At 68.7% G+C, this 20140-nt stretch carries 23 protein-coding genes, 1 tRNA gene and 1 pseudogene; 14 read left to right on the top strand and 11 right to left on the bottom strand.

What is annotated here, in order from left to right:
• Positions 1 to 78 precede the first annotated feature (78 nt).
• On the top strand, positions 79 to 888 hold the full coding sequence (locus AB0G04_RS21390) for a 1,4-dihydroxy-6-naphthoate synthase (RefSeq protein ID WP_360985155.1): 810 nt from the start codon (positions 79 to 81) through the stop codon (positions 886 to 888).
• A 4-nt stretch (positions 889 to 892) separates the two neighbouring features.
• Here AB0G04_RS21390 and AB0G04_RS21385 read toward each other — a convergent pair whose 3' ends face one another.
• From AB0G04_RS21385 to AB0G04_RS21375, 3 genes are read right to left on the bottom strand one after another with little or no spacing between them, the layout of a single operon-like run.
• A complete protein-coding gene (locus tag AB0G04_RS21385) occupies positions 893 to 1279 on the bottom strand; it encodes a cold-shock protein (RefSeq protein WP_360985152.1) in 387 nt (128 codons plus the stop codon).
• Between the two features lie 46 nt (positions 1280 to 1325).
• On the bottom strand, positions 1326 to 1958 hold the full coding sequence (locus AB0G04_RS21380; protein ID WP_360985149.1) for an HAD hydrolase-like protein: 633 nt from the start codon (positions 1956 to 1958) through the stop codon (positions 1326 to 1328).
• The gene (locus AB0G04_RS21375; protein WP_360985146.1) at positions 1951 to 2157 is read right to left on the bottom strand and encodes a hypothetical protein; all 207 of its coding nucleotides are present in this window, start codon (positions 2155 to 2157) and stop codon (positions 1951 to 1953) included. Before AB0G04_RS21375 ends, AB0G04_RS21380 begins: the two co-directional genes overlap by 8 nt.
• A 79-nt stretch (positions 2158 to 2236) precedes the next feature.
• On the opposite strand from AB0G04_RS21375, the gene AB0G04_RS21370 reads away from it, so the two are divergent.
• The 4 genes and pseudogenes from AB0G04_RS21370 to AB0G04_RS21355 form a co-directional block, all read left to right on the top strand.
• The gene (locus tag AB0G04_RS21370; protein WP_360985143.1) at positions 2237 to 4594 is read left to right on the top strand and encodes a helicase-associated domain-containing protein; all 2358 of its coding nucleotides are present in this window, start codon (positions 2237 to 2239) and stop codon (positions 4592 to 4594) included.
• 164 nt (positions 4595 to 4758) lie between these two features.
• Complete coding sequence (locus tag AB0G04_RS21365; RefSeq protein WP_360985140.1) at positions 4759 to 5535, top strand: hypothetical protein; 777 nt, start codon at positions 4759 to 4761, stop codon at positions 5533 to 5535.
• 140 nt (positions 5536 to 5675) lie between these two features.
• Complete coding sequence (locus AB0G04_RS21360; protein WP_360985137.1) at positions 5676 to 7337, top strand: DNA repair helicase XPB; 1662 nt, start codon at positions 5676 to 5678, stop codon at positions 7335 to 7337.
• Positions 7338 to 7628: pseudogene (locus AB0G04_RS21355) on the top strand (YcxB family protein); the annotation flags it as partial.
• 35 nt (positions 7629 to 7663) lie between these two features.
• On the opposite strand, the gene AB0G04_RS21350 reads toward AB0G04_RS21355, so the two are convergent.
• From AB0G04_RS21350 to ligD (AB0G04_RS21335), 4 genes are read right to left on the bottom strand one after another with little or no spacing between them, the layout of a single operon-like run.
• Positions 7664 to 8182 carry a VanZ family protein gene (locus AB0G04_RS21350; protein WP_360985134.1) on the bottom strand — a complete coding sequence of 173 codons (519 nt, stop codon included), beginning with the start codon at positions 8180 to 8182 and terminating at the stop codon, positions 7664 to 7666.
• Positions 8183 to 8190: 8 nt separating this feature from the next.
• Positions 8191 to 8901 (bottom strand): GntR family transcriptional regulator, encoded by a 711-nt coding sequence (locus tag AB0G04_RS21345; RefSeq protein ID WP_360985131.1) that lies wholly within the window; start codon positions 8899 to 8901, stop codon positions 8191 to 8193.
• Positions 8902 to 8932: 31 nt separating this feature from the next.
• Positions 8933 to 9841 (bottom strand): non-homologous end-joining DNA ligase, encoded by a 909-nt coding sequence (gene ligD / locus AB0G04_RS21340; RefSeq protein ID WP_360985128.1) that lies wholly within the window; start codon positions 9839 to 9841, stop codon positions 8933 to 8935.
• Entirely contained in the window at positions 9831 to 10772 is a 942-nt protein-coding gene (ligD, locus tag AB0G04_RS21335) for a non-homologous end-joining DNA ligase (RefSeq protein ID WP_360985125.1), read from the bottom strand. The genes ligD (AB0G04_RS21340) and ligD (AB0G04_RS21335) overlap by 11 nt, the downstream gene beginning before the upstream one ends.
• A 63-nt stretch (positions 10773 to 10835) precedes the next feature.
• Between ligD (AB0G04_RS21335) and AB0G04_RS21330 the strand changes: the two genes are divergently transcribed.
• Genes AB0G04_RS21330 through AB0G04_RS21320 form a run of 3 tightly spaced genes read left to right on the top strand, consistent with a single transcriptional unit; the run spans position 10836 to position 13664 of the window.
• A complete protein-coding gene (locus tag AB0G04_RS21330; protein ID WP_360985122.1) occupies positions 10836 to 11786 on the top strand; it encodes a Ku protein in 951 nt (316 codons plus the stop codon).
• Between the two features lie 39 nt (positions 11787 to 11825).
• Positions 11826 to 12314 (top strand): NUDIX domain-containing protein, encoded by a 489-nt coding sequence (locus tag AB0G04_RS21325; protein WP_360985119.1) that lies wholly within the window; start codon positions 11826 to 11828, stop codon positions 12312 to 12314.
• A 54-nt stretch (positions 12315 to 12368) separates the two neighbouring features.
• The gene (locus AB0G04_RS21320; RefSeq protein WP_360985116.1) at positions 12369 to 13664 is read left to right on the top strand and encodes an MFS transporter; all 1296 of its coding nucleotides are present in this window, start codon (positions 12369 to 12371) and stop codon (positions 13662 to 13664) included.
• A gap of 236 nt (positions 13665 to 13900) precedes the next feature.
• Here the strand turns inward: AB0G04_RS21320 and AB0G04_RS21315 are convergent, their stop codons facing one another.
• A complete protein-coding gene (locus AB0G04_RS21315) occupies positions 13901 to 14359 on the bottom strand; it encodes a DUF2231 domain-containing protein (RefSeq protein ID WP_360985113.1) in 459 nt (152 codons plus the stop codon).
• Positions 14360 to 14737: 378 nt separating this feature from the next.
• Here AB0G04_RS21315 and AB0G04_RS21310 point away from each other — a divergent pair, with 378 nt between their 5' ends.
• The 6 genes from AB0G04_RS21310 (at position 14738) to AB0G04_RS21285 (ending at position 18728) form a co-directional block, all read left to right on the top strand.
• Positions 14738 to 15175 (top strand): DUF6232 family protein, encoded by a 438-nt coding sequence (locus AB0G04_RS21310; protein ID WP_360985110.1) that lies wholly within the window; start codon positions 14738 to 14740, stop codon positions 15173 to 15175.
• Between the two features lie 191 nt (positions 15176 to 15366).
• A complete protein-coding gene (locus AB0G04_RS21305) occupies positions 15367 to 16263 on the top strand; it encodes a helix-turn-helix transcriptional regulator (RefSeq protein ID WP_360985108.1) in 897 nt (298 codons plus the stop codon).
• A 47-nt stretch (positions 16264 to 16310) separates the two neighbouring features.
• On the top strand, positions 16311 to 16505 hold the full coding sequence (locus AB0G04_RS21300; protein ID WP_360985105.1) for a DUF397 domain-containing protein: 195 nt from the start codon (positions 16311 to 16313) through the stop codon (positions 16503 to 16505).
• Positions 16506 to 16717: 212 nt separating this feature from the next.
• On the top strand, positions 16718 to 16915 hold the full coding sequence (locus AB0G04_RS21295) for a DUF397 domain-containing protein (protein ID WP_360985102.1): 198 nt from the start codon (positions 16718 to 16720) through the stop codon (positions 16913 to 16915).
• 59 nt (positions 16916 to 16974) lie between these two features.
• Positions 16975 to 17496, top strand: a complete 522-nt coding sequence (locus tag AB0G04_RS21290; protein WP_360985099.1) for a DUF6226 family protein — start codon at positions 16975 to 16977, stop codon at positions 17494 to 17496.
• A 56-nt stretch (positions 17497 to 17552) separates the two neighbouring features.
• A complete protein-coding gene (locus tag AB0G04_RS21285; protein WP_360985097.1) occupies positions 17553 to 18728 on the top strand; it encodes an MFS transporter in 1176 nt (391 codons plus the stop codon).
• Between the two features lie 66 nt (positions 18729 to 18794).
• Here AB0G04_RS21285 and AB0G04_RS21280 read toward each other — a convergent pair whose 3' ends face one another.
• The 3 genes from AB0G04_RS21280 to AB0G04_RS21270 all read right to left on the bottom strand — a co-directional run bounded on the left by AB0G04_RS21280 (position 18795) and on the right by AB0G04_RS21270 (position 20096).
• Positions 18795 to 19079, bottom strand: a complete 285-nt coding sequence (locus tag AB0G04_RS21280) for a hypothetical protein (RefSeq protein WP_360985094.1) — start codon at positions 19077 to 19079, stop codon at positions 18795 to 18797.
• A gap of 50 nt (positions 19080 to 19129) precedes the next feature.
• Entirely contained in the window at positions 19130 to 19780 is a 651-nt protein-coding gene (locus tag AB0G04_RS21275; protein ID WP_360985092.1) for a hypothetical protein, read from the bottom strand.
• Positions 19781 to 20022: 242 nt separating this feature from the next.
• A tRNA-Thr gene (locus AB0G04_RS21270) sits at positions 20023 to 20096 on the bottom strand.
• Positions 20097 to 20140 lie beyond the last annotated feature (44 nt).

The following is a 20140-nucleotide window of genomic DNA, read 5'->3' as shown; positions in this document are numbered from 1 at the left end:
GGAGCCACCTGAGGTGTGTGCGGCTAGACAGGTCCGCATGCGGGCGTTCCACGAGCCGAGGGGACTAGCGTGAAGAACGTGGCGCTCTCCCTGGCGGTTTCCCCCTGCCCCAACGACACCTTCGTCTTCCACGCGCTCGTCCACGGGATCGTCCCCGGAGCGCCGCCGGTCGACCTCACCTTCGCCGACGTCGACGTCACCAACACCGCCGCGCTCGACGGCAGGTTCGACCTGGTCAAGGTGAGTTATGCGGCGCTGCCGTGGCTGCTCGGGGACTACGAGCTGCTGCCCTGCGGAGGCGCGCTCGGCCGGGGCTGCGGCCCGCTCGTGCTCACGAACGGTCGCGCCGACCTCAACGGCGCGACCGTCGCCGTTCCCGGTGACCGCACCACGGCGTACCTTCTGTTCCGCCTCTGGGCCGCCGGCCAGCACCCGGCCCGCATCGAGGTCGTCCCGTTCCACCAGATCATGCCCGGCGTCGCCGACGGCCGCTTCGACGCCGGCCTCGTCATCCACGAGGCCCGGTTCACCTACCAGAGGTACGGCCTCACCGCCCTGGTCGATCTCGGCGAGTGGTGGGAGAGCGACACCGGCCTGCCGATCCCGCTCGGCGCGATCCTCGCCAAGCGGGGCAGCGTCGACCCGGCGCAGGCGACCGGGTGGATCCGCGACTCCCTGCGGCACGGCTGGCGTGACCCGGCCGCCAGCCAGGACTTCATCCTCGCCAACGCGCAGGAGATGGAGCCGGCCGTGGTGAAACAGCACATCGAGCTCTACGTCAACGAGTTCACCCTCGACTTGGGCGAAGACGGACTCGCCGCCGCCGACGCCCTGCTCGGGCGTGCGGCGGCGGCGGGTCTCACGCCTGCTGTGCCGTCCCTGCGGTGACCGCTCAGATCTCGAACTCGCGGGCGACCGCGTGCACCAGCTGCGCGATCTTCAGCGAAGTCTTCTTGTCCGGGTAACGCCCCCGCTGGAGGGACGGCTGCACCGAGCTCTCCAGGACCTTGATCATGTCCTCGATCATGCTCGCCAGCTCGTCCGCCGGGCGCCGGCGCAGCTCGGCCAGGGACGGCGGAGCGTCCAAGAGCTTCACACCCATGGCCTGCGCGCCCTTCCGGCTGTCGACCACGCCGAACTCGACCCGCTGGCCCGTTTTCAGTTCCGTGACCCCCGCCGGCAGCGCACCCTTGGGAAGGAACACGTCTCCGCCCTCATCACTGGTGACGAAACCGAACCCCTTCGTAGCGTCGTACCACTTCACTCGACCCGTGGGCACCGCTGACCTCAACTTCACTCAATGGACACAACCGCTCACGGCTAGGCTATCCAGCCGACGGCCCGGGCCCAACTGCAATCTCAGCGAGTAATGCGGGGAACACGGTCAGATCGGGCAGGACATGCGCGGCGCCGGCCTCCCGGAGCTCCGCCTCGGAACACGGGCCGGTCGTCACCCCGATACCGGGCACACCCGCGGTACTGGCCGCCACCATGTCAGCCACGTGATCACCGACGTACCACCGCACGCCGTGCTCCGTCAGCGCGGCCGCCTTGCCCTCGGCGAACAGATCGCCGGCCAGCTCGTCGGGGTGCATTCCCAGGTGGTCGAGGTGCAAACGGGCCAGCCGGCCCAGTTTCGAGGTCACCACCACGATCCGCAGACCAGCCGCGCGTACCGCCTCGAGCGTCTCGGCGGCGCCCGGGAGCGGCAGGCTCGGTGTGATCGCCAGCTCCCGGTAGAGAGCGCGATAGGTGGTGACCGCCTCCTCCACCCGGTCCTCCGGGAACCAGTGCCTCAGCTCGGTCCGCAACGGCGGACCGAGCCGGGACACGGCGAGATCGGCGTCCACGAAGACGCCGGTCGCGGCGGTGAGCGCCCGATACGCCTCCCGGATACCCGGACGGGAGTCGATCAGGGTCATGTCCAGGTCGAATCCGACCGCTGGAGCGTCAGTCACCCTGACCGTGGGAGGCCCGGTAGGTCAGGCTCTCCACCGGAAGAGGGAACGTCTGGTCGTCGCCGAAGGGGGACGGGGCCGCGGCACGGTCGGAGATGAGCTCGGAGACGTGCATCCGGCCCTTCATGTCCACACCACGCGGTCCAACAGAGTGCTCCCCCGTCGACACATTGGTGCCCGGCAGCTTGGCCTTCGCCACTTTCGGTCCTCCTCAGATCGAAGGTCCGGCCACGCCCGGACCCACCACCATCGTCCCATGAACGTTAGCGTTGAAGACGATGGCCACCACATTCGCCGATCAACTTCGGTCGCTCCCCGACGAGGCTCTGGGCGCGCTCATTCAGCTGCGCCCCGATCTCGTCATCCCGGTGCCGGCCGACATCTCGGCTCTCGCCGTACGCGCACAGTCCCGTAACTCGGTCGCCCGCTGTCTGGACGGCCTCGACGAGTTCACCCTCGCCATCCTCGACGCGGCCCGCCTGAGCCGGGCCGCCGACACCGCGCTGACCTCGGTCGACGCCATTCTGGAGCTGACCCCGGGCATCTCCGGCGACGACGTCCGGGCGGCGATCGACCGGCTCCGGGACCGGTTCCTGCTGCACGGGCCGCCGGAAGGGCTGCAGGTGGTCGGCGCCGTCGACGAGGTCACCTCCCCCTACCCGGCCGGACTCGGCCGCCCCGCCGACTTCCTGGACCCGCAGTCCGCCGCCCTCTGCGCCGACCGGGCGCGGCTGCGCCGTACCGTCCTGGCCGCCCCGCCCGGCGCCCGTGCCGTCCTCGACCGGCTCGCCGCGGGTCCCCCGATCGGGGCCCTCACCCGCGACTCCGTCGCCGAACCCGTGCGCTGGCTCGTCGAACAGCACGTGCTCGTGCCGGTCTCGGAGGCCGGCCGGGCACCCCGCGCCGACGGCGAACTCGTCGAACTGCCCCGCGAGGTCGGCATGCTGCTGCGCCGGGAGACCGGCCCGCTCGGTGTGCTCCGCCCGCGGCCGCCGGTCCCGGACGGCCCGTCCCGCGGTCCCCGGTCCGCCGACTCGGCCGGCGCCGGACAGACCATGGAGGCGGTCCGGGCCACCGAGAGCCTGCTCGAAGCCCTCGCCACCGAGCCGGCCCCGGTCCTGCGCACCGGCGGGCTCGGCGTGCGAGACCTGAAACGCCTGGCCAAGGCGGCCGGCATCGACGAGGCCGGTGCGGCGCTGCTGATCGAGACGGCGTACGCGGCCGGGCTGCTCGGCGAGGCCGAGATCGGCCCGTCCCAGGACGTCTTCCTACCCACCGGGGCGTACGACCTGTGGCGCGCCACCGGCCTCGCCCACCGCTGGGCCGCCCTCGCCCGCGCCTGGCTCGCCATGACCCGGCAGCCCGGACTCGTCGGCCGCCGCGACGAACGGGACCGGCCCATCAACGCCCTCGCACCGGACGCCGAACGGGCCGGGTCACCGCTGGCCCGCCGGGAAATCCTGGGCGCGCTCGCCGAACTCGAACCCGGCGCCGCCCCCGGCCTCGACGACCTGCTGGCGCTGCTCGCCTGGCAGGCGCCCCGGCGGGCCCGCGGCCGGGAGGCGGTGCACACCGACGCGTACACCGGAGCGGCCCTGCTCGGCGTCACCGGGCTGGGAGCGCTCACCTCGTACGCCCGGCTGCTGCTGGCCGACGGCGGGCCGCACGACAGCGACCCGCTGGGACTGCATCCGGAGGACGCCCACGCCGATGCGGTCCGCGCCCTCGACCAGTTGCTGCCCGCACCGGTCGACCACATCCTGCTGCAGGCCGACCTGACCGTGATCGTTCCCGGACCGCCCGAACCCGAGCTGGCCGGCGAACTCGACGTTCTCGCCGACCCCGAGTCGGCCAGCGTCTTCCGGGTCACCCCGGCCAGCGTCCGTCGCGCCTTCGACATCGGCTACCAGGCCGCCGACCTGCACGAGTTGTTCCAGCGCCGGTCCCGCACCCCGGTGCCGCAGACACTGACGTACCTGATCGACGACGCCGCCCGGCGGCACGGCGGCCTGCGCAGCGGCTCGGCAGGCTCCTACCTGCGCAGCGACGACGAGGCACTGCTCGCCGAGGTCGTCGCCGACAAACGCGTGACCGGCCTGGACCTGCGGCGGATCGCGCCCACGGTGCTGGTCAGCCCACGACCGGTGACCCGGCTGCTCGGTGCGCTGCGCGAGGCCGGCTACGCGCCGGTCGCCGAGGACGCCGGCGGTGCCACCGTCCTGACCAGGCCGAAAGCCAGACGCGCACCGACCCGCTCGCCGCGGACCGCCGAGCCGGCCGGCCCGGTGCTGATCGGCCCGCGCCTGGCCGGGGTGGTCGAGCAGCTACGGCGCGGCGACATCGCCACCCGGGCCGCCCGCCGCGCGCCGGTCACCGTCCGGGCCGCGCACGGCCAGGCGATCCCCGGGCTCACCGCCGTTCAGCAGCACACCCAGGCGATGGCGGTGCTCCAGCAGGCGGTCCGGGACAAGGTCCGCGTCTGGGTCGGTTACGTCGACTCACACGGCGCCACCCTGTCCCGGCTGGTACGCCCGGTCTCGATGTCCGCCGGTTACCTGCGGGCCGAGGACGAGCGGGGCGAGAGCCTGCACACCTTCGCCCTGCACCGGATAACCGCCGCCGTGCCCGAGGAGTAGTCGCCCTAGCAGATGGCTTGCGACTAGATGGCTGATGACAGTAGTCTTTGGCCATCTAGTCGTTTGCTTCTCAACGGGGAGGCAGTGCAATAGCACCTGCAGCCAATCAGTACGACGTAGTCACCAAACGCATCGTCAACGTCAATCCGGCCTTGTTCGGCCGGATGTTCGAGATCGCTGTACCAGTCGATGCCAAGGCGGGAGCCACCGAGCTCAATCTTGCTGAGGTCCACGCCGACCGGCGAAACGCCGATCTGGTCCTGTCGGGGGACGACGAGGTGCTCCATCTGGAGTTCCAGCGACGTGCCGACCCCACGATGGCCGATCGGATGCTGATCTACCGCAGTCTGCTCCGCGTGGAACCTGCCTGCTCCGGAAAACGAATCGAGCAGCACGTCATAGTCCTCGGCGAGGGCACATCACCGAGCCGAATCGACGAACCGCCGAACCTCGTCTTCGCATTCGAGACGCACTACGCCCGAGACCTGGATCCAGCGAAGGCGATTGCCGACCCGCTCACCGCGCCGTGGGCGATGCTCGCTGGAGCCCGCGAGGGCAAGGAACGGGAGACGCGGCTCGCCACGATCCTGCGGGCCGCCACATCGGTCGAATCGAAGTCCCTCGCCCGGGACCTCACCATGACCACGCTGGCCTTTGCCGCCATCGTGATGAAGCGAGAAGATGTCGAGAGAGCCTTGAGGGAGGCCGGCATGTCCACCGACAGCAGCAACGACCTGGTTTGGGCCGATGAGCTCCACGCCGAGGGCCGCGCGGAAGGCGTGCGTGACAGCGCTGCGAAGCTACTCGTGCATCGTGGCATCGACGAAGGCAAGGCGAGACTGATCGCCGAAGTGCTGATCGGGCAAGACGCCGACACCGCGACGGAACGGGCCGCTTTCGACGAGCTGGGCGGGCTCACCGCGCTCGTCGCCGACAAGTAGTGATCTTTGCCGGGTCGTGCGCCCCCGTATTCGACGCACGACCCGGCCGTTAAGTCCGACGCGCGAGAGACCCGAAAGGTTGTAAAGAAATTTCGTGGCACACTTGAGGGTCGTCTTTTCGGCCTTCGGAGGGTGTGCGAGTGAGCGGCGGACCACTGATCGTGCAGTCGGACAAGACCCTCCTTCTGGAGGTGGATCACCCGGACGCCCAGGCATGCCGGATGGCGATTGCGCCGTTCGCTGAGCTGGAGCGTTCGCCAGAGCATGTGCACACCTATCGGCTGACACCGCTGGGCCTGTGGAATTCACGGGCCGCCGGCCATGACGCGGAGAGCGTGGTGGACTCGCTGATCAAGTTTTCGCGCTACCCGGTTCCGCATGCGCTGCTGGTGGACGTCGCCGAGACGATGGATCGCTACGGCCGTCTGCAGTTGCTCAACGACCCGGTGCACGGGCTCGTCCTGCGCGGGCTCGACAAGATCGTGCTGGTCGAGGTGGCGAAGTCGAAGAAGCTGGCCGGCATGCTCGGCGCCCGCCTCGACGACGAGACGATCGCGGTGCACGGCTCCGAGCGGGGCCGGCTCAAGCAGGCACTGCTGAAGCTGGGCTGGCCGGCTGAGGACCTGGCCGGTTACGTCGACGGTGAGGCGCACGAGATCGATCTCGCCGAGGACGGCTGGACGCTCCGGTCGTACCAGCAGGAGGCCGTCGATGGTTTCTGGGCCGGTGGCTCCGGCGTCGTCGTGCTTCCGTGCGGTGCCGGGAAGACGCTGGTCGGCGCCGCGGCCATGGCGACGGCAAAGGCGACCACGCTGATCCTGGTGACCAACACGGTCGCCGGCCGGCAGTGGAAGCGGGAGCTGCTGGCCCGCACCACGCTGACCGAGGAGGAGATCGGGGAGTACAGCGGGGAGCGCAAGGAGATCCGGCCGGTCACGATCGCGACCTACCAGGTGCTGACGGCCCGCCGGGGCGGGGCGTTCACGCATCTGGACCTGTTCGGCGCGCGGGACTGGGGCCTGGTCATCTACGACGAGGTGCACCTCCTGCCGGCGCCGATCTTCCGGTTCACTGCCGACCTGCAGGCCCGCCGCCGGCTCGGTCTGACCGCGACCCTGGTGCGGGAGGACGGCCGCGAGGGTGACGTGTTCTCACTGATCGGCCCGAAACGCTACGACGCCCCGTGGAAGGACATCGAGTCGCAGGGCTGGATCGCTCCGGCCGAGTGTGTCGAGGTCCGGGTGACGCTGACCGACGCGGAGCGCATGGCGTACGCGGTGACCGAGGCCGAGGAGCGTTACCGGGTCGCTGCGACCGCCCGGACCAAGCTTCCCGTGGTCAAGGCGCTTGTCGAACGGCACCCGGGTGAGCAGGTGCTCGTGATCGGTGGGTTCCTGGACCAGCTGCACGAGCTGGGCGAGTTCCTGAACGCCCCGATCGTGCAGGGTTCGACGACGAACAAGGAACGGGAGCGGCTGTTCGACGCGTTCCGGGACGGTTCCCTCCGGACGCTGGTGCTGTCGAAGGTCGGCAACTTCTCCATCGACCTGCCGGAGGCCGCGGTCGCGATCCAGGTGTCCGGCACGTTCGGTTCCCGGCAGGAGGAAGCCCAGCGTCTGGGCCGGGTGCTGCGCCCGAAGGGAGACGGCCGGCAGGCACACTTCTACACGGTGGTCTCCCGGGACACCATCGACACCGAATACGCGGCGCACCGTCAGCGTTTCCTGGCCGAGCAGGGCTACGCCTACAAGATCGTCGACGCCGACGACGTGCTCGGCCCGCCACTCCCCAAGATCGACTGAGTGCCATACTCTCCCCGGTTCCTGCTGTTCGGACTCGGGTTCTGTCTGGTGTTCCCGGAATTGCTCGCCCTGGTGTCCTGGTATCCGCAGCGGCACCAGGCGGGCGGGGTGACGCGCTACGAACTCGACGGCACCGGGATCCGGATCCGGACCACGACCAGCGAGGTGAACCTGAGCTGGTCCGGCATGGCCTGGATCAAACCGCAACGTCACGCCTGGATGGCGAAGCACGGCCTGACCCAGCTTCCGATCCCCCGGGACGCCTTCAGCCCGGAGGAGCAGGCCACGATCGACGCCTTCCTGATCGAGCGAGCCGCCGCCAAGGCTCAGAGCCCGTCGTGCACCGTGCGGCTCCGTCGCGGGTGGACGAGCTTCGCCAGGCCGAGACCCAGCAGCGCGCCCACCGTGTTGTGGACGACGTCGACCGCGTCACCGCCGCGGCCGATGAAGGCCTGCCACAGCTCGATCGTGAAGGTCAGGGCGGCGAGCAGCACAAGGGCGGCGGCATACCGTCGCCGGAGCACCCCGGCCAGCAGGCCCAGCGGCAGGAACAGGCCGAGGTTGGCGATCTTCTCCCGGCTTCCGGCGAAACCCCCGACGAGGTACGCCGGATCGCCGAATCCGTCCAGGTAGGCCGGGATGAGCGCCGCCGACGGCCGCCACGCTCCGGTCGTGGTGGTTGCCGCCAGAACGGCACCGAGCGTGAACACGAAGAGTGCCCCGAGCCGGCGCCTGTCCGGGCTGACGAGCCGGCCGAGCGGCCAGGCCAGGATCGCGCTGATCGTGAGCAGCACGAGCAACGCGGGCCTGCTGACCACGGCCAGTACGGTGTCGGACGTGAGCATGTGACCGACTACGTCGATCTCCACCGCAGGGACAGGCGGGTGGCTGCCCGCTCCGCGCGGATCTCCATGAGGTCGCCGAGGATGACGGCCCGGTCGAAGACCACCGGCTTGTCGTCCATCGCGAAGGTGGTGCGCTCACTGACGAACACCGCCCCGCCGGCCGGCCGCTGGAGATGTCCGGCGATGGGCTCCTCGAGCAGGCCCGGAACGATCCGTTCCGAGGCCCGCACAATGGTCACCCCCGCCTCGGCGAGCGCCGCGTAGAGCGAGGTGAGCCAAAAGGTCTCCCCGTGGACCCGGGAGCCGTGCGGCTCCGGCACCCACGACGTCTGGTGGATCACCGGGCGTCCGCCGAGTGACCGGAGCCGCTCCAGCCGCAGCGCCGGGTGCCCGGTCTCCGGCTCGGACTGCAGCGAGACGGACAGCACCTCGGTGGTGACGTCGTGGCCCTGCTCACGGAGGTCCTCGACGAAGCTGCGCAGTGTGTCGACCCGGTAGGCGGCCTGCACCGGCGCGATGAACGTGCCGCGGCCGGCCTGCTGGACGATCAGTCCCTCGTCGCGGAGTTGCTGAAGTGCCTGGCGCAGGGTCATCAGCGTGACGCCGTACCGAGCGCTCAGGTCGCGCTGCGCCGGCAGGGCGTCACCCGGCCGGTAGGTCCCTTCCCGGATCTTGTCGGCCAGATCAGCGGCGATGCGCCGGTACGCGGGAACCCTCACACCTCACAGTCTGGCCCACCCAGGTCGAACGCTATTCGGGGACCGCCGGCCCCGGCTGCATGAGGCCGACGAGCAGATCGCCCAGCTCGGAGACCCGCTCCAGCACCTCAGCCGCCGAGAACTGCACGGCCGGCATCTCGCCGGTCGCCATGGCGATGACCTCGTCCCAGGTCAGCGGGGTCGAGGCGGTCGGCACGGAGCCCGCCCGCAGGGAGTACGGCGTCACCGTGGTCTTGGCCGCGTTGTTCTGGCTCCAGTCGATGAAGACCTTCCCGGGCCGCAACTGCTTGGCCATCTTGGCGGTGATCGAGCCGGGCACCATCGCGGCCAGTTCCTCGGCCACCGACCGCGCGAAGGCCGAGACGACGTCGGCCGGCTGGGTTCCCGAGATCGGGCAGCACAGCTGCATGCCCTTCTTCCCCGAGGTCTTCGGGTACGCGTCGATGCCGGAGGCGGCCAACCGGTCCCGCACCAGGACGGCCACGGCGCAGCACTCCTTCAACGAGGCCGGCGCACCCGGGTCCAGGTCGACGACGAGCAGGTCCGGGCCGGCACCGATCCGCCACTGGGGGGTGTGCAGCTCGATCGCTGCCAGGTTGGCCAGCCAGACCAGCGTGGGGAGCTCGTCGACGACCACGAACTCGATGGTCTCCCGGCTCTTGGTCGAGCCGGGCACCGGTAGGGTCTCCAGGCGCACCCACGTAGGCGTACCCGCCGGTTTGTTCTTCTCGAAGAAGTGCGCCTCGTCGACGCCGTTGGGATAGCGGATCCGGGTGACGGCGCGATTCCTCAGGTGCGGCAGCATGACCGCGGAGATCCGGGTGTAGTAGTCGATCACCTCGCCCTTGGTGAAGCCGGCCGCCGGGTACATGACCTTGTCCAGGTTGGAGAGCTCGAGGTCACGGCCCTCGATGGCCACCGGGATCCGGTCACGAGGCATCGTCGGCACACTCCGCGGGCGACTTGTCGTCACGCAGCCGCAGGAAGCGGGGGAAGCGCAGACGGCGGTCGGGTGTCTGGTTGCCGTACCTGATCTCGGCCACCAGCTCCGGACGTACCCAATGTGCTCCCCGGGAATCCTCGCGGGGCACCGCACCGGGAGCGAAAGGCGACTCGGCCGACGCGAGCGGCGCCAGCCGCGAGAGGAGGTCCCTCTCCGCGGCCGCGCCGATGCCACCGCCGACCCGGCCGCGGAAGGCCAGGCCGTCCGGCGTGGGCACGCCGATCAGGAGTCCGCCGAGTTTGCGGGCGCCGGGCCGCCAGCCGCCGATCACGTAGTCGCCGGTCCGGTCGAACTTGACCTTCACCCAGTCCGGGGACCGGAGTCCGGGCAGGTAGACCGAGTCGGAGCGTTTGGCCATCACGCCCTCGAGCTGGTTCTCCCGGGCGGCCGCCGCGGTGGCCGCCCCGTCGCCGAACGACGGCGGCACCATCCAGTGCGTACCGGCCAGGCCGAGTTCCTCGAGACGTTCGCGCCGGGCCAGGTACGGCAGCCCGGTGTAGTCCATGCCGTCGTGAAAGAGCAGGTCGAAGACCATGTAGGTGACCGGCGCGGTGATCGCCAGCTTGGCCGCCCGGTTCTTGTCGCGGACGTGCATCCGCTCGGCCAGGGCGGTGAACGAGGGACGGCCGGCCGCGTCGAGGACCACCATCTCGCCGTCGAGCAGCGTCCCCTCCGGCAGGTGCAGGCCGGCGACCTCGGGGTAGGCGGCGGTGACCACCGCTCCGGAACGCGCGAACAGGGCGGGCGGCCCGCCGGTGAACAGTGCGAGAACCCGGACGCCGTCCCACTTGAACTCGTAGCTCCAGTCGGCGCCCACCGGCAGATCGCCCGCGGTCGCGAGCATCGGCGTCAGTGGAGGTCCCGGCACTCGATCACCATAGGCAAAAGCAATCACCTTACGCAGGCGTCTCAGTGATGCCATTCTGAGGTCATGCGAGCGATCTGGAAGGGCGCTGTCTCATTCGGTCTGGTGTCGATCGCCGTCAAGCTCTATTCGGCGACCGAGGAGAAGGACATCCGCTTCCACCAGGTGCACCGCACCGACGGGGGCCGGATCAAATATCAGCGCACCTGCTCGGTCGACGGCGAGGTGGTGAGCTACGACGACATCGCCAAGGGGTACGACATCGGCGGCGGGGAAATGGTGATCTTGACCGATGAGGATTTCGCCGAGCTGCCCCTGAGCACGTCCCGGGCCATTGACGTGCTGGAATTCGTGCCGTCCGAGCAGATCGACCCGATCCTCTTCGCGAAGGCCTACTACCTGGAACCCGAGGGTCAGGCGGCGAAACCGTACGTGCTGCTGCGAGACGCCCTCCGGGACGCCGACCGGGTCGCCATCGTCAAGATCGCGATCCGGCAACGGGAGCAGCTCGCCACCCTGCGCGTCCGCGACGACGTGCTGGTCCTCAACACCATGATGTGGCCCGACGAGGTGCGCACGCCCGAGTTCGGCTTCCTCGACGACGACATCGAGACCCGACCGGCCGAACTCGCGATGGCCAGTTCCCTCATCGACTCGATGGCCGGCAGCTTCAAACCGGAGGAGTTCACCGACAACTACCGGGCCGCGTTGCAGGAGGTCATCGACGCCAAGGTGGAGGGCCGGGAGGTGGTTCAGCCGGAGGAGGCCGAGGAGGCGCCGGCGGCGGCCATCGACCTGATGGCGGCACTCAAGGCATCCGTCGAACGCGCCAAACAGGCGAGAGGCGAAAGCCCTTCATCGGGTACGGACGGAGCAGCCGCGAAGAGCACACCGGCGAAGAAGGCCGCCCCCACCGCGAAGAAGACGACCGCTGCCAAGAAGGCCACCGCCGCGAAGAAGGCCACGAGCGCGAGGAAGACCACTACCGCCACGAAAGCCACGAAGAAGTCAGCATGACTAGGCTTCTTCCATGGGTCTTGGATGCGGGGTGTCCCGATGGCGCTGACGTGGGCGGAGTCCTATCTGGGCCGGGTGCGGGCGAGCGTCGGTGACACCGACACGATCTTCTTCGTCGGCGCGCGCACGGTGGTTCTCGACGAACAAGGCCGGCTCTTGCTCATCCAGCGGTCGGACAACCACCGCTGGGCGATCCCGGCCGGCGCCATGGAGCTCGGCGAGAGCATGGAGCAGTGCGCCGTCCGCGAGTTGTGGGAGGAGACCGGCCTGCGGGCCACCTCCCTGACGCCGTACGCGTTCTACACCGCCTACACCTACACCAACGAGTACGCGCACACGTACCAGCAGGTGTTGATGACGTTCGTGGTGAACTCCTGGGAGGGCGAGCTGGTCCGGCAGACCGAGGAGAGCGTGGACGCCGGTTTCTTCCCGCTGGACGCGCTGCCCGGCCAGAAGTCGTTCGTCATCGACGAGGCGCTGGCCGACCTCGCCACCTTCCGCGAGACGGGCATCCTGGTGATGAAGTAAGGGTGGGCTAAATCGCGGTGCGCCGTCCGGCCCGCTGGGGCAGGATGGCCCTTCGTGAGTAGTAAGCGCCGGCTGAGCCTGGACCTGTCCCCGTTACGCACCTCCCGGGACTTCCGGCTCGTGTTCATCGCCGGTCTGGTGACCGCGTTCGGGTCGTTCATCAGTTACGTCACCATCCCGTACCAGGTGGCGAAACTGACCGAAGACCCGCTGATGGTCGGCCTGATCGGTGTCTGCGAACTGCTGCCGCTGATCTTCATGTCGTTCGTGGGCGGCGCCCTGGCCGACTACATCGACCGCCGGCTGCTGGTCTGGGGAAGCGAGGCCGCGCTCGCCGTCATCTGCGGCATCCTGCTGATCAACTCGCTCTCCGACGAGCCGCAACTGTGGCTGCTCTACGTCGCCGCGTTCCTGACCGCCGCGGTGGCCGGCCTGCAGCGTCCGGCCCTGCAGGCGATGGTCCCCCGGCTGGTGAAGCCGGAGGAACTGCCGGCCACCATGTCGCTGCAGTCGCTCAGCATGCAGTTCGCCCAGCTCGCCGGCATGCCGCTGGCCGGCATCCTGCTCGCCAGTTTCGACCTGGCCTGGGTGTACGCGTTCGATCTGCTCACCTTCGCCGCGTCACTCATCTGCCTGACCCTGGTCAAGGCGGTGCCACCACCGGTGGCCGCCGACCGTCCGTCGATGAAGAGCGTGGTCACCGGCCTGAAGTACGCGAGATCGCGTCCCGAACTGCTCGGCACCTACCTGGTCGACATCAACGCGATGTTCTTCGGCATGCCGTCCGCGTTGTACCCGTTCCTCGCCGACGACCTGGGCGGCCCCAGGGTTCTGGGCCTGCTCTACGCCGCTCCGGCGGTCGGTTCGCTGCTGGCCACGATCGGCTCCGGCTGGACCGCGCGGGTGCATCGGCACGGCCTCATGGTCCTGATCGCAGCGGCCCTGTGGGGTGTCGGCATCGTCGGCGTGGGCCTGTCGGACACTCTCTGGCTCACCCTGTTCTGCCTGGCCTTCGCGGGCGCGGCGGACATGGTCTCCGGCCTGTTCCGCATGATCATCTGGAACCAGACGATCCCCGACCACCTGCGTGGGCGCCTGGCCGGCATCGAGATGCTCTCGTACACCACCGGCCCGTTGCTGGGTCAGCTCCGGGCCGGTGCGATGGCGCGTACCGGCCTGGGGGTGGCCGGTTCGATCTGGGTCGGCGGCGTGCTCTGTGTGGCCGGCACTCTGGCGCTGGCCGCGGCTCTGCCGAAGTTCCTGCGCTACGACGGCGAACACGGCATGGCCCTGAAGAAGGCCGCCGACGACGAGTGGAACGCCACCGCCGGGGCCCGTACCGGGCAGTGAGTGCGGCGGTGGCATCGGACCCGGCTACTTGACCTTGACCCCGTCGAACCTGGTCCGCGGCTGCCGGATGCTGCTGCCGGCGTAGACGACCATCCAGGTGCCCGGCCGGGTGACCTTGATCTTCTGGCTGTTCGACGGACGCCACGGTGGCGAGCCCGGTGAAGACCGCCAGAGCCGAGACGACGGCCGGGCCCACTTCCGGGGCCCGGCCGTCGGTGACGCTGCTGGAGCGGTGCTCAGAAGTTCCGGTTCCCGACCGCGGCGCGGGCGAAGGCCGGTGGCCGGCCATTGGCGACTTCGCCGCCGAACCAGGCGCCGAACCCCGCCAGCCCGAGGGCGAGCAGTTCGACGGTGAACACGCCACCACTGACGACCCGGTCGTCAGCCTGGACCCGCAGCATCGCGATCACCGCGAACACCACGAGCACGCCCATGTTGATCAGGCTGCGCAGCGCTCCGAGGCGGCGGTCCTGCGAGCGGCGGGTGAACATCACGTCGACGGCTCCGGCCACTGCTGCCAGCGCGCCGCCGACCAGGCCGGCCACGATGTTCCAGTAAGCCAGCGCACCGAGGATGCTAGGACCCCCGAGCAAATCCGCCATATCGAACATAACGGCCATCGCGAACAGCCCGAGCGGGAACATCACGAGAATGGGCTGCACCGCCTGACCGGCGACACTCAATCGGCTTTCCATTCCGTTATCGCCTTCCCACCTGCGCGAATACAGGTTCGTAAGGGCATCGGGGCTTGGCCTACCCGGTGACCTCCGGGCGCAAACACGTAGGCGGCCGCCGATGGGCGCCTACTCGAACCTCCCACAGCTTGTACGCAATCTGCAACATGGCAGGTTGAGTGATGGCGGTCTGCTGGGTGGCGTGCTTCACTGCTAGTAGGGCAACAAAGGGCGGAGTTGGAGGGAGAGACAAACAACGGCTCCCGGCGGCAAACGGGAGCCGTTGTCCACCTCTGCGACTTCGTTCGTTGCGACACGAGCGAGGCGGGAACGGGTCTCTCGCGCCAATGGTGGCCCCGCTCCTTCCCTCTCGCAAGAATCTGCGAAGAGGAGTTCGCCATGCGCACACGGATCTACTATCGCGGGCCGGACGCTCTGGTGTCCGACGATCGGTTCGTCTGGCACCCCACCACCGCACCGCAGGTCTTCGCCATTCCGGATCTCCGCAACGTGGGCCTGGTGCAGGCACCGGCCCGAGTCCGTCCCTACGCTCCCGCGTTCGCTGTCGTCGCCCTGGCCGCGGCAGCCGCCGGCTGGCTCCTGCTCCCCGATCCGGCGGTCTACGTTCTCGTCTTCCTGGGTCTGGCAATACCCGCCGTAGCCATGATGTGGCGCGAGCCGGGCCGCTGGGAGCTGCACGCGCAATACCGGGGAACCGCCGTGGTGCTCTACTCCTCACCGGACGCACGAGTTTTCAACCAGGTCGGCCGGGCGCTGCGGCGGGCCATGGAGGACCGGCGCCGCACCTCCTGGGGTGCTGGCCTGGCAGCCGCCTGAGCTGGGGTTTCATGAGGACCTCTCGGGTGAGATTGCGAATTGATCAAAACCGCACCTTGCACCCGTCGTTCTGATAGGACAGTAATAGGATGTCCGCGACCTCGCTGGTTGCTACCTGGCAGTCAGCGAGGTGGCGGAGTGGAGTTCAGCCGCTACAGGACGTCACCGCACACTTCGACGATGAAGGACTCATGACTGAGGGTGACTCGCCGACGATCGCGCGCCGGCGCGTACGTCTCGCGCTCCGTGAAGCGCGCGAGCGAGCAAAACTCACCCAAGTTCAAGTCGCCGAGGCGATGGAGTGGTCGCACAGCAAGGTCATCAGGATCGAGAACGGGGATGTCAGCATCTCCACGAACGACCTGCGGCCTCTGCTGGCCTATCTCGGAATCAAGGACAAGACGGTCGCCGCCGATTTGCTGGCCGCCGCGCGCATCGCACGCACGCGACAGCAAAAAGCGTGGTACCAGGCCCCCGAATTCCGCGACACCCTCACCGACGATCTGCGTAAACTGATCGAGTACGAAGGTGACGCATCAGAGATCCGCTCGTACTCCATTTATTACATACCCGGTCCTCTGCAGACGCCGGACTACGCGACCGCGCTGATGGCCCGGTACGAGGACGAGCTGTCCGAGGAACAACGCAGGTGGCGCATCGAGGCCAGGAAGAAGCGTCGTGAGGCACTGCTCGCCCGGTCCAGCGAAGTGCAGATCCTGCTCATGGTCGACGAGTCGGTGCTCCGTCGTACCGTCGGCGGCCCGGCGGTCTTCGCCGCGCAACTACGTGACCTGAGGAAACACAGCGAGGACGGCTCCATCCGAGTGCGGATGGTGCCCTTCTCGCTCGACGCCTCGGTGACGAACAACGCCAGCTTCGACCTGCTCAAGCTCGGCGAAGGGGAAGTGCTGTACCGGGAGACCGGTCTCGGCGACGAAATGATCGAAGACCAGGGGACGGCCGCGAAACATCGCGCGCGATGGGACCGGGTCTGGCAGGAGGCCGCGGATGAGGCGGACACGATTCAATTCATCGAGCGGCGAATAAAGGATCTGGAGCGGGCCGATACGGACCGGCAGCCCCGGTAGCGACATACATAACCAACAACACCAGAAGAATCCTTGAAAGGTCCCCGATGGAAGAGATGAACGTGCCCGCATGGCGTAAGAGCAGCCGTTGCGGAACGTCGACCTGTGTCGAAGTCGCTAAAGTGGAGGAGCAGTACCTTATTCGCGACTCGAAAAACCCTGAGGCTGCGGCCCTCAGCTTTACGCAGGAAGAGTGGGACGCCTTCGTCGAGGGTGTGGCTGCGGGCGAGTTCCGCTTCTAAAGTCGTCAGGTCCGCCCGCTCCGCGATCGGTTTCGTGGAGCGGGACGGCCCAAAATACTCGCATAATACTTAAATAGCTACAATTCAACGCCGCATACCACTCAACGAGTGAGGTAAGCGGCATTTTCTCTGTTTCATTCATGTTCGTGCCCGGTCAGGTCCGGTCCATTCGCTTAACGTGGATTCCGAACCGTCACGGAGGTGCACACAACATGATCAAAGCGACGGAAGTGCTGCAGTGGCGTCGGAGCGGAAGATGTTCGACCGGCACCTGCGTCGAGGTGGCCCGAGTCGGGGACCGGTTGCTGGTCCGCGACTCCAAGGACCTCGACATCGCACCCCTCCGCTTCACTGAGGAGCAGTGGGAGTCGTTCCTGACCGGAGTCAAGGCGGGAACCTTCAGTTCCTGATGACTCTCCTTCCTCCGGTGCACCCGGACGTCGCGGGCCGAGCGCGGCATACTGCAGTGGTGGACGGCAAACCGGGTGCCACCGAGACCGACCGCTTCGCCACCTTGCACGAGGCGGCCGAATCCCTGCTGGACGAGCTCACCGACCTCTACCTGGTGGAGCGCCGGGAGAGCAAGGAACCGCTCGGGCTCGACGACGCGCTCGTGCGGACCGTCCGGCTCATCCCCCGCATGCCCACCGGCGCACCGATGGCGATCCACTTCACCGACCGCGGCCTGATGGTCCGGTTCGGGCGCTGGTGGGCCGAGGCGTATCCGGCCTGCCTCTGCGGCATCTGCGACGAGGATCCCAAAATCCTCGCCGACCAGTTGCGTACGCACGCCGACGCGCTCGTCGAAGGCGGGCTGTGGGAACGGGTCCGCCGCGGGCTGAGCGGATCCTGGTTCGAGACCCGGCTGATCGGCGCGGGCGTCAAATCCGACCGGGAGGGGCCGCTGTCCGCAGCCGGAGCCCGGGACGCCCGCCGCGGTGGTTTCGCCGCACCGATCCAGTGGGCCCCCTGGCCCCGTCGTCCCCTCTGATGCGCTGGGTACGGTGATCAGAGCAAACGCTCTCACAGTCGCACCGGAGTCCTCGTTTGAGTACGGTCGAGACAGCTGACCTGCGGGCCACCACCCGATCGGTCTACGTCACCTTCATCTTCCTCGGCGTGGCCATGGCCAGCTTCGCCGCCCGCATCCCGCAGATCCGTGACGAGCTCGGGCTCACCCCCTCCGAGCTCGGACTGGTGCTGCTCGCCATCGCGGCCGGATCGATCACCTCGCTGCCCCTGGCCGGCCACCTGGTCCACCGCTTCGGATCGCGGGCCATGGTCGGCACGATGGCGGTCGTGCTCGGCGCGGCTCTGGCCGCCACCGCGGTCGGCTACAAGTTCGGGGTCGCGCCGGTCGTCGTCGCGCTCTACGTCTACGGCTTCGCCACCGGCGCGTGGGACGTCGCCATGAACGTCCAGGCCGCCGTGGTGGAACGCCGCCTCGGCCGGTCGATCATGTCCCGGTTCCACGCCGGCTACAGCGTCGGCACCGTCGCGGGCGCACTCGCCGGCGCCGGCGCCGTCAAGGCGGGGCTCCCGGTCACCCAGCACGTGGTGATCGCCTGCGTGCTCGTCACCGTGGCCGTGGTTCTCGCGGTCCGCGGCTTCGTGGCCGACGAGACCGAACCCGAGAACGAGACGGGCAAGTCCGGCGGTGGCGCTCTGGCCGCTTGGAAGGAACCTCGAACGCTCCTGATCGGCCTCTTCGTGCTGGCGTTCGCGCTCACCGAAGGCGCCGGGATCGACTGGATCAGCATCGCGCTGATCGACGACCAGGGCACCGAGGCCTTCACCGGCACCCTCGGCTTCGCGCTGTTCCTGGCCGCGATGACCGTAGGCCGCTGGTTCGGCCCCAACCTGCTGGACCGTTACGGCCGGGTACCGGTACTGCGACTACTGGCCGTCACCGGGCTCGCCGGTCTGCTGATCTTCGTCTTCGGCCCGAACCCGGCGATCGCCTTCGTCGGCGCCCTGCTCTGGGGGCTCGGCGCCTCACTCGGCTTCCCGGTCGGCATGAGCGCCGCCGCCGACGAACCCGCGAAGGCATCCGCCCGGGTAGGCGTCGTCGCGTCGATCGGCTACTGCGCCTTCCTGGGCGGGCCGCCGCTGATCGGTTTCCTCGGCGACCACTTCACGGTCTCCCGCGGCCTGCTCGCGGTGGCCATGCTGCTGGTGCTGTCGATCGTCCTGACCCCGGCACTGCGCGAACCGAGCCGCTGACCCCGGCTCGGCCCTCCGGAACTTCAGCGCCGGCCGTCCCGCTTGTGCTTGGAACGGCTCGTGAATTCACCACCGCTCCTCGCCGGCGCGACGGGCCGGCACGGCCTCCGACGCCGCGCCCGCATACCGCAGATACATCGTCGTCGAAGCGCTGGCCCGGTTGCCGCCCTCCTTCGTGATCCGGTCATGGACGAACGCCTGCGCCGGCACACCGGTGGCCTTCAGCTCGACCTTCCAGGCCTCGAGGATCAGGGACGTGTGAAACGGCAGCCACAGCAGCAGTCCGCCGGCCACGACCAGCGACACGCACCCGATGACTTTCCAGATCGACGAGGACCGCTGCGGGATCACGCGATCATCATGGCGCAGACACAGGTCCTCCGACCCGCGGGTTGATCCCTTCAGTCACGTTCGGCCTGAGTGACGCCACGCCATCCGCCGGTTCGCGGATCCCTGACGAGCATCGGCTGGTGGAGGCTGCCCCGGAGCCAGCGGCTCAGCCACTCGGCCAGCGAAATTCCCTCCGGAAAGAACGACTGCTCGGCAAGCCCCGAGTTCGGGTCGAAGCCCCACATCATCGCCGACGGCTCGGTGCAATCGACGTACGAATAGATCGCGCATCCCCAGGAAGCCACGGGGAAGAGCCCGGACGGCTCCCGTGGGTCGAGCCGATCGACTGCCGTCCTCTCCAGGTCATCGGTGCAGCCGCCGGCGACACCGAGCACACCGGGGCCGAAGCCGCCGTTGGCCACCTCCAGATAGAGACGACGCAGCAACGGTGGCAACGGGTGGCCGAGCCGTCGTTCGGCGTCCTCCACCGCCTCAGCGGAGGCAGGCTGAAGCGGCGGCAACGGGTCGACGGCTCCCACGGCCAGTGCGGCAAGGTGTTCCGGTGATCCCCGCTCCTCCAGCCCTCGCACGTCATCGGCCACCGGAGTGAGCACCCAACGGCCGTCCCCATCGAGGTGGCCGGGCCGGACAAAGACGTCGTCGGTGTAGTCGAGGGCGGCCACGCGGTCAGCAATCGCTTGGAAGATCTCCTCTTCGCGCATCCCGCGAGTATCGAGTACGCGAGGCGACCTACTCCACTCGTCGGCAGAGTCCGCCGACGATGAGCACGTAGTCCGAGGGCAAGCCGCGAAGCGGCGCGGCAGCGATCGCTGGACGACTGGACCAGGCAGGGGTCCGTGGCGACCGGGCGGCTCAGTAGGGTGCGGGACTGGCACCTCTGGAGGGACCGTCGTCGGGCTGATCAATAGAAGAAGCCCAGGTCACTGACCTGGGCTTCCCTCTGAGCCGCCTGACGGAATCGAACCGTCGACCTACGCATTACGAGTGCGTCGCTCTAGCCGACTGAGCTAAGGCGGCAACGAGACTGATTCTACTGCATAGACGGACACGGTCTCACCGGG

Source organism: Actinoplanes sp. NPDC023801 (assembly GCF_040639655.1).
Taxonomy (GTDB): Bacteria; Actinomycetota; Actinomycetes; order Mycobacteriales; family Micromonosporaceae; genus Actinoplanes.
This window is presented reverse-complemented; position numbering and strand designations above follow the sequence as displayed.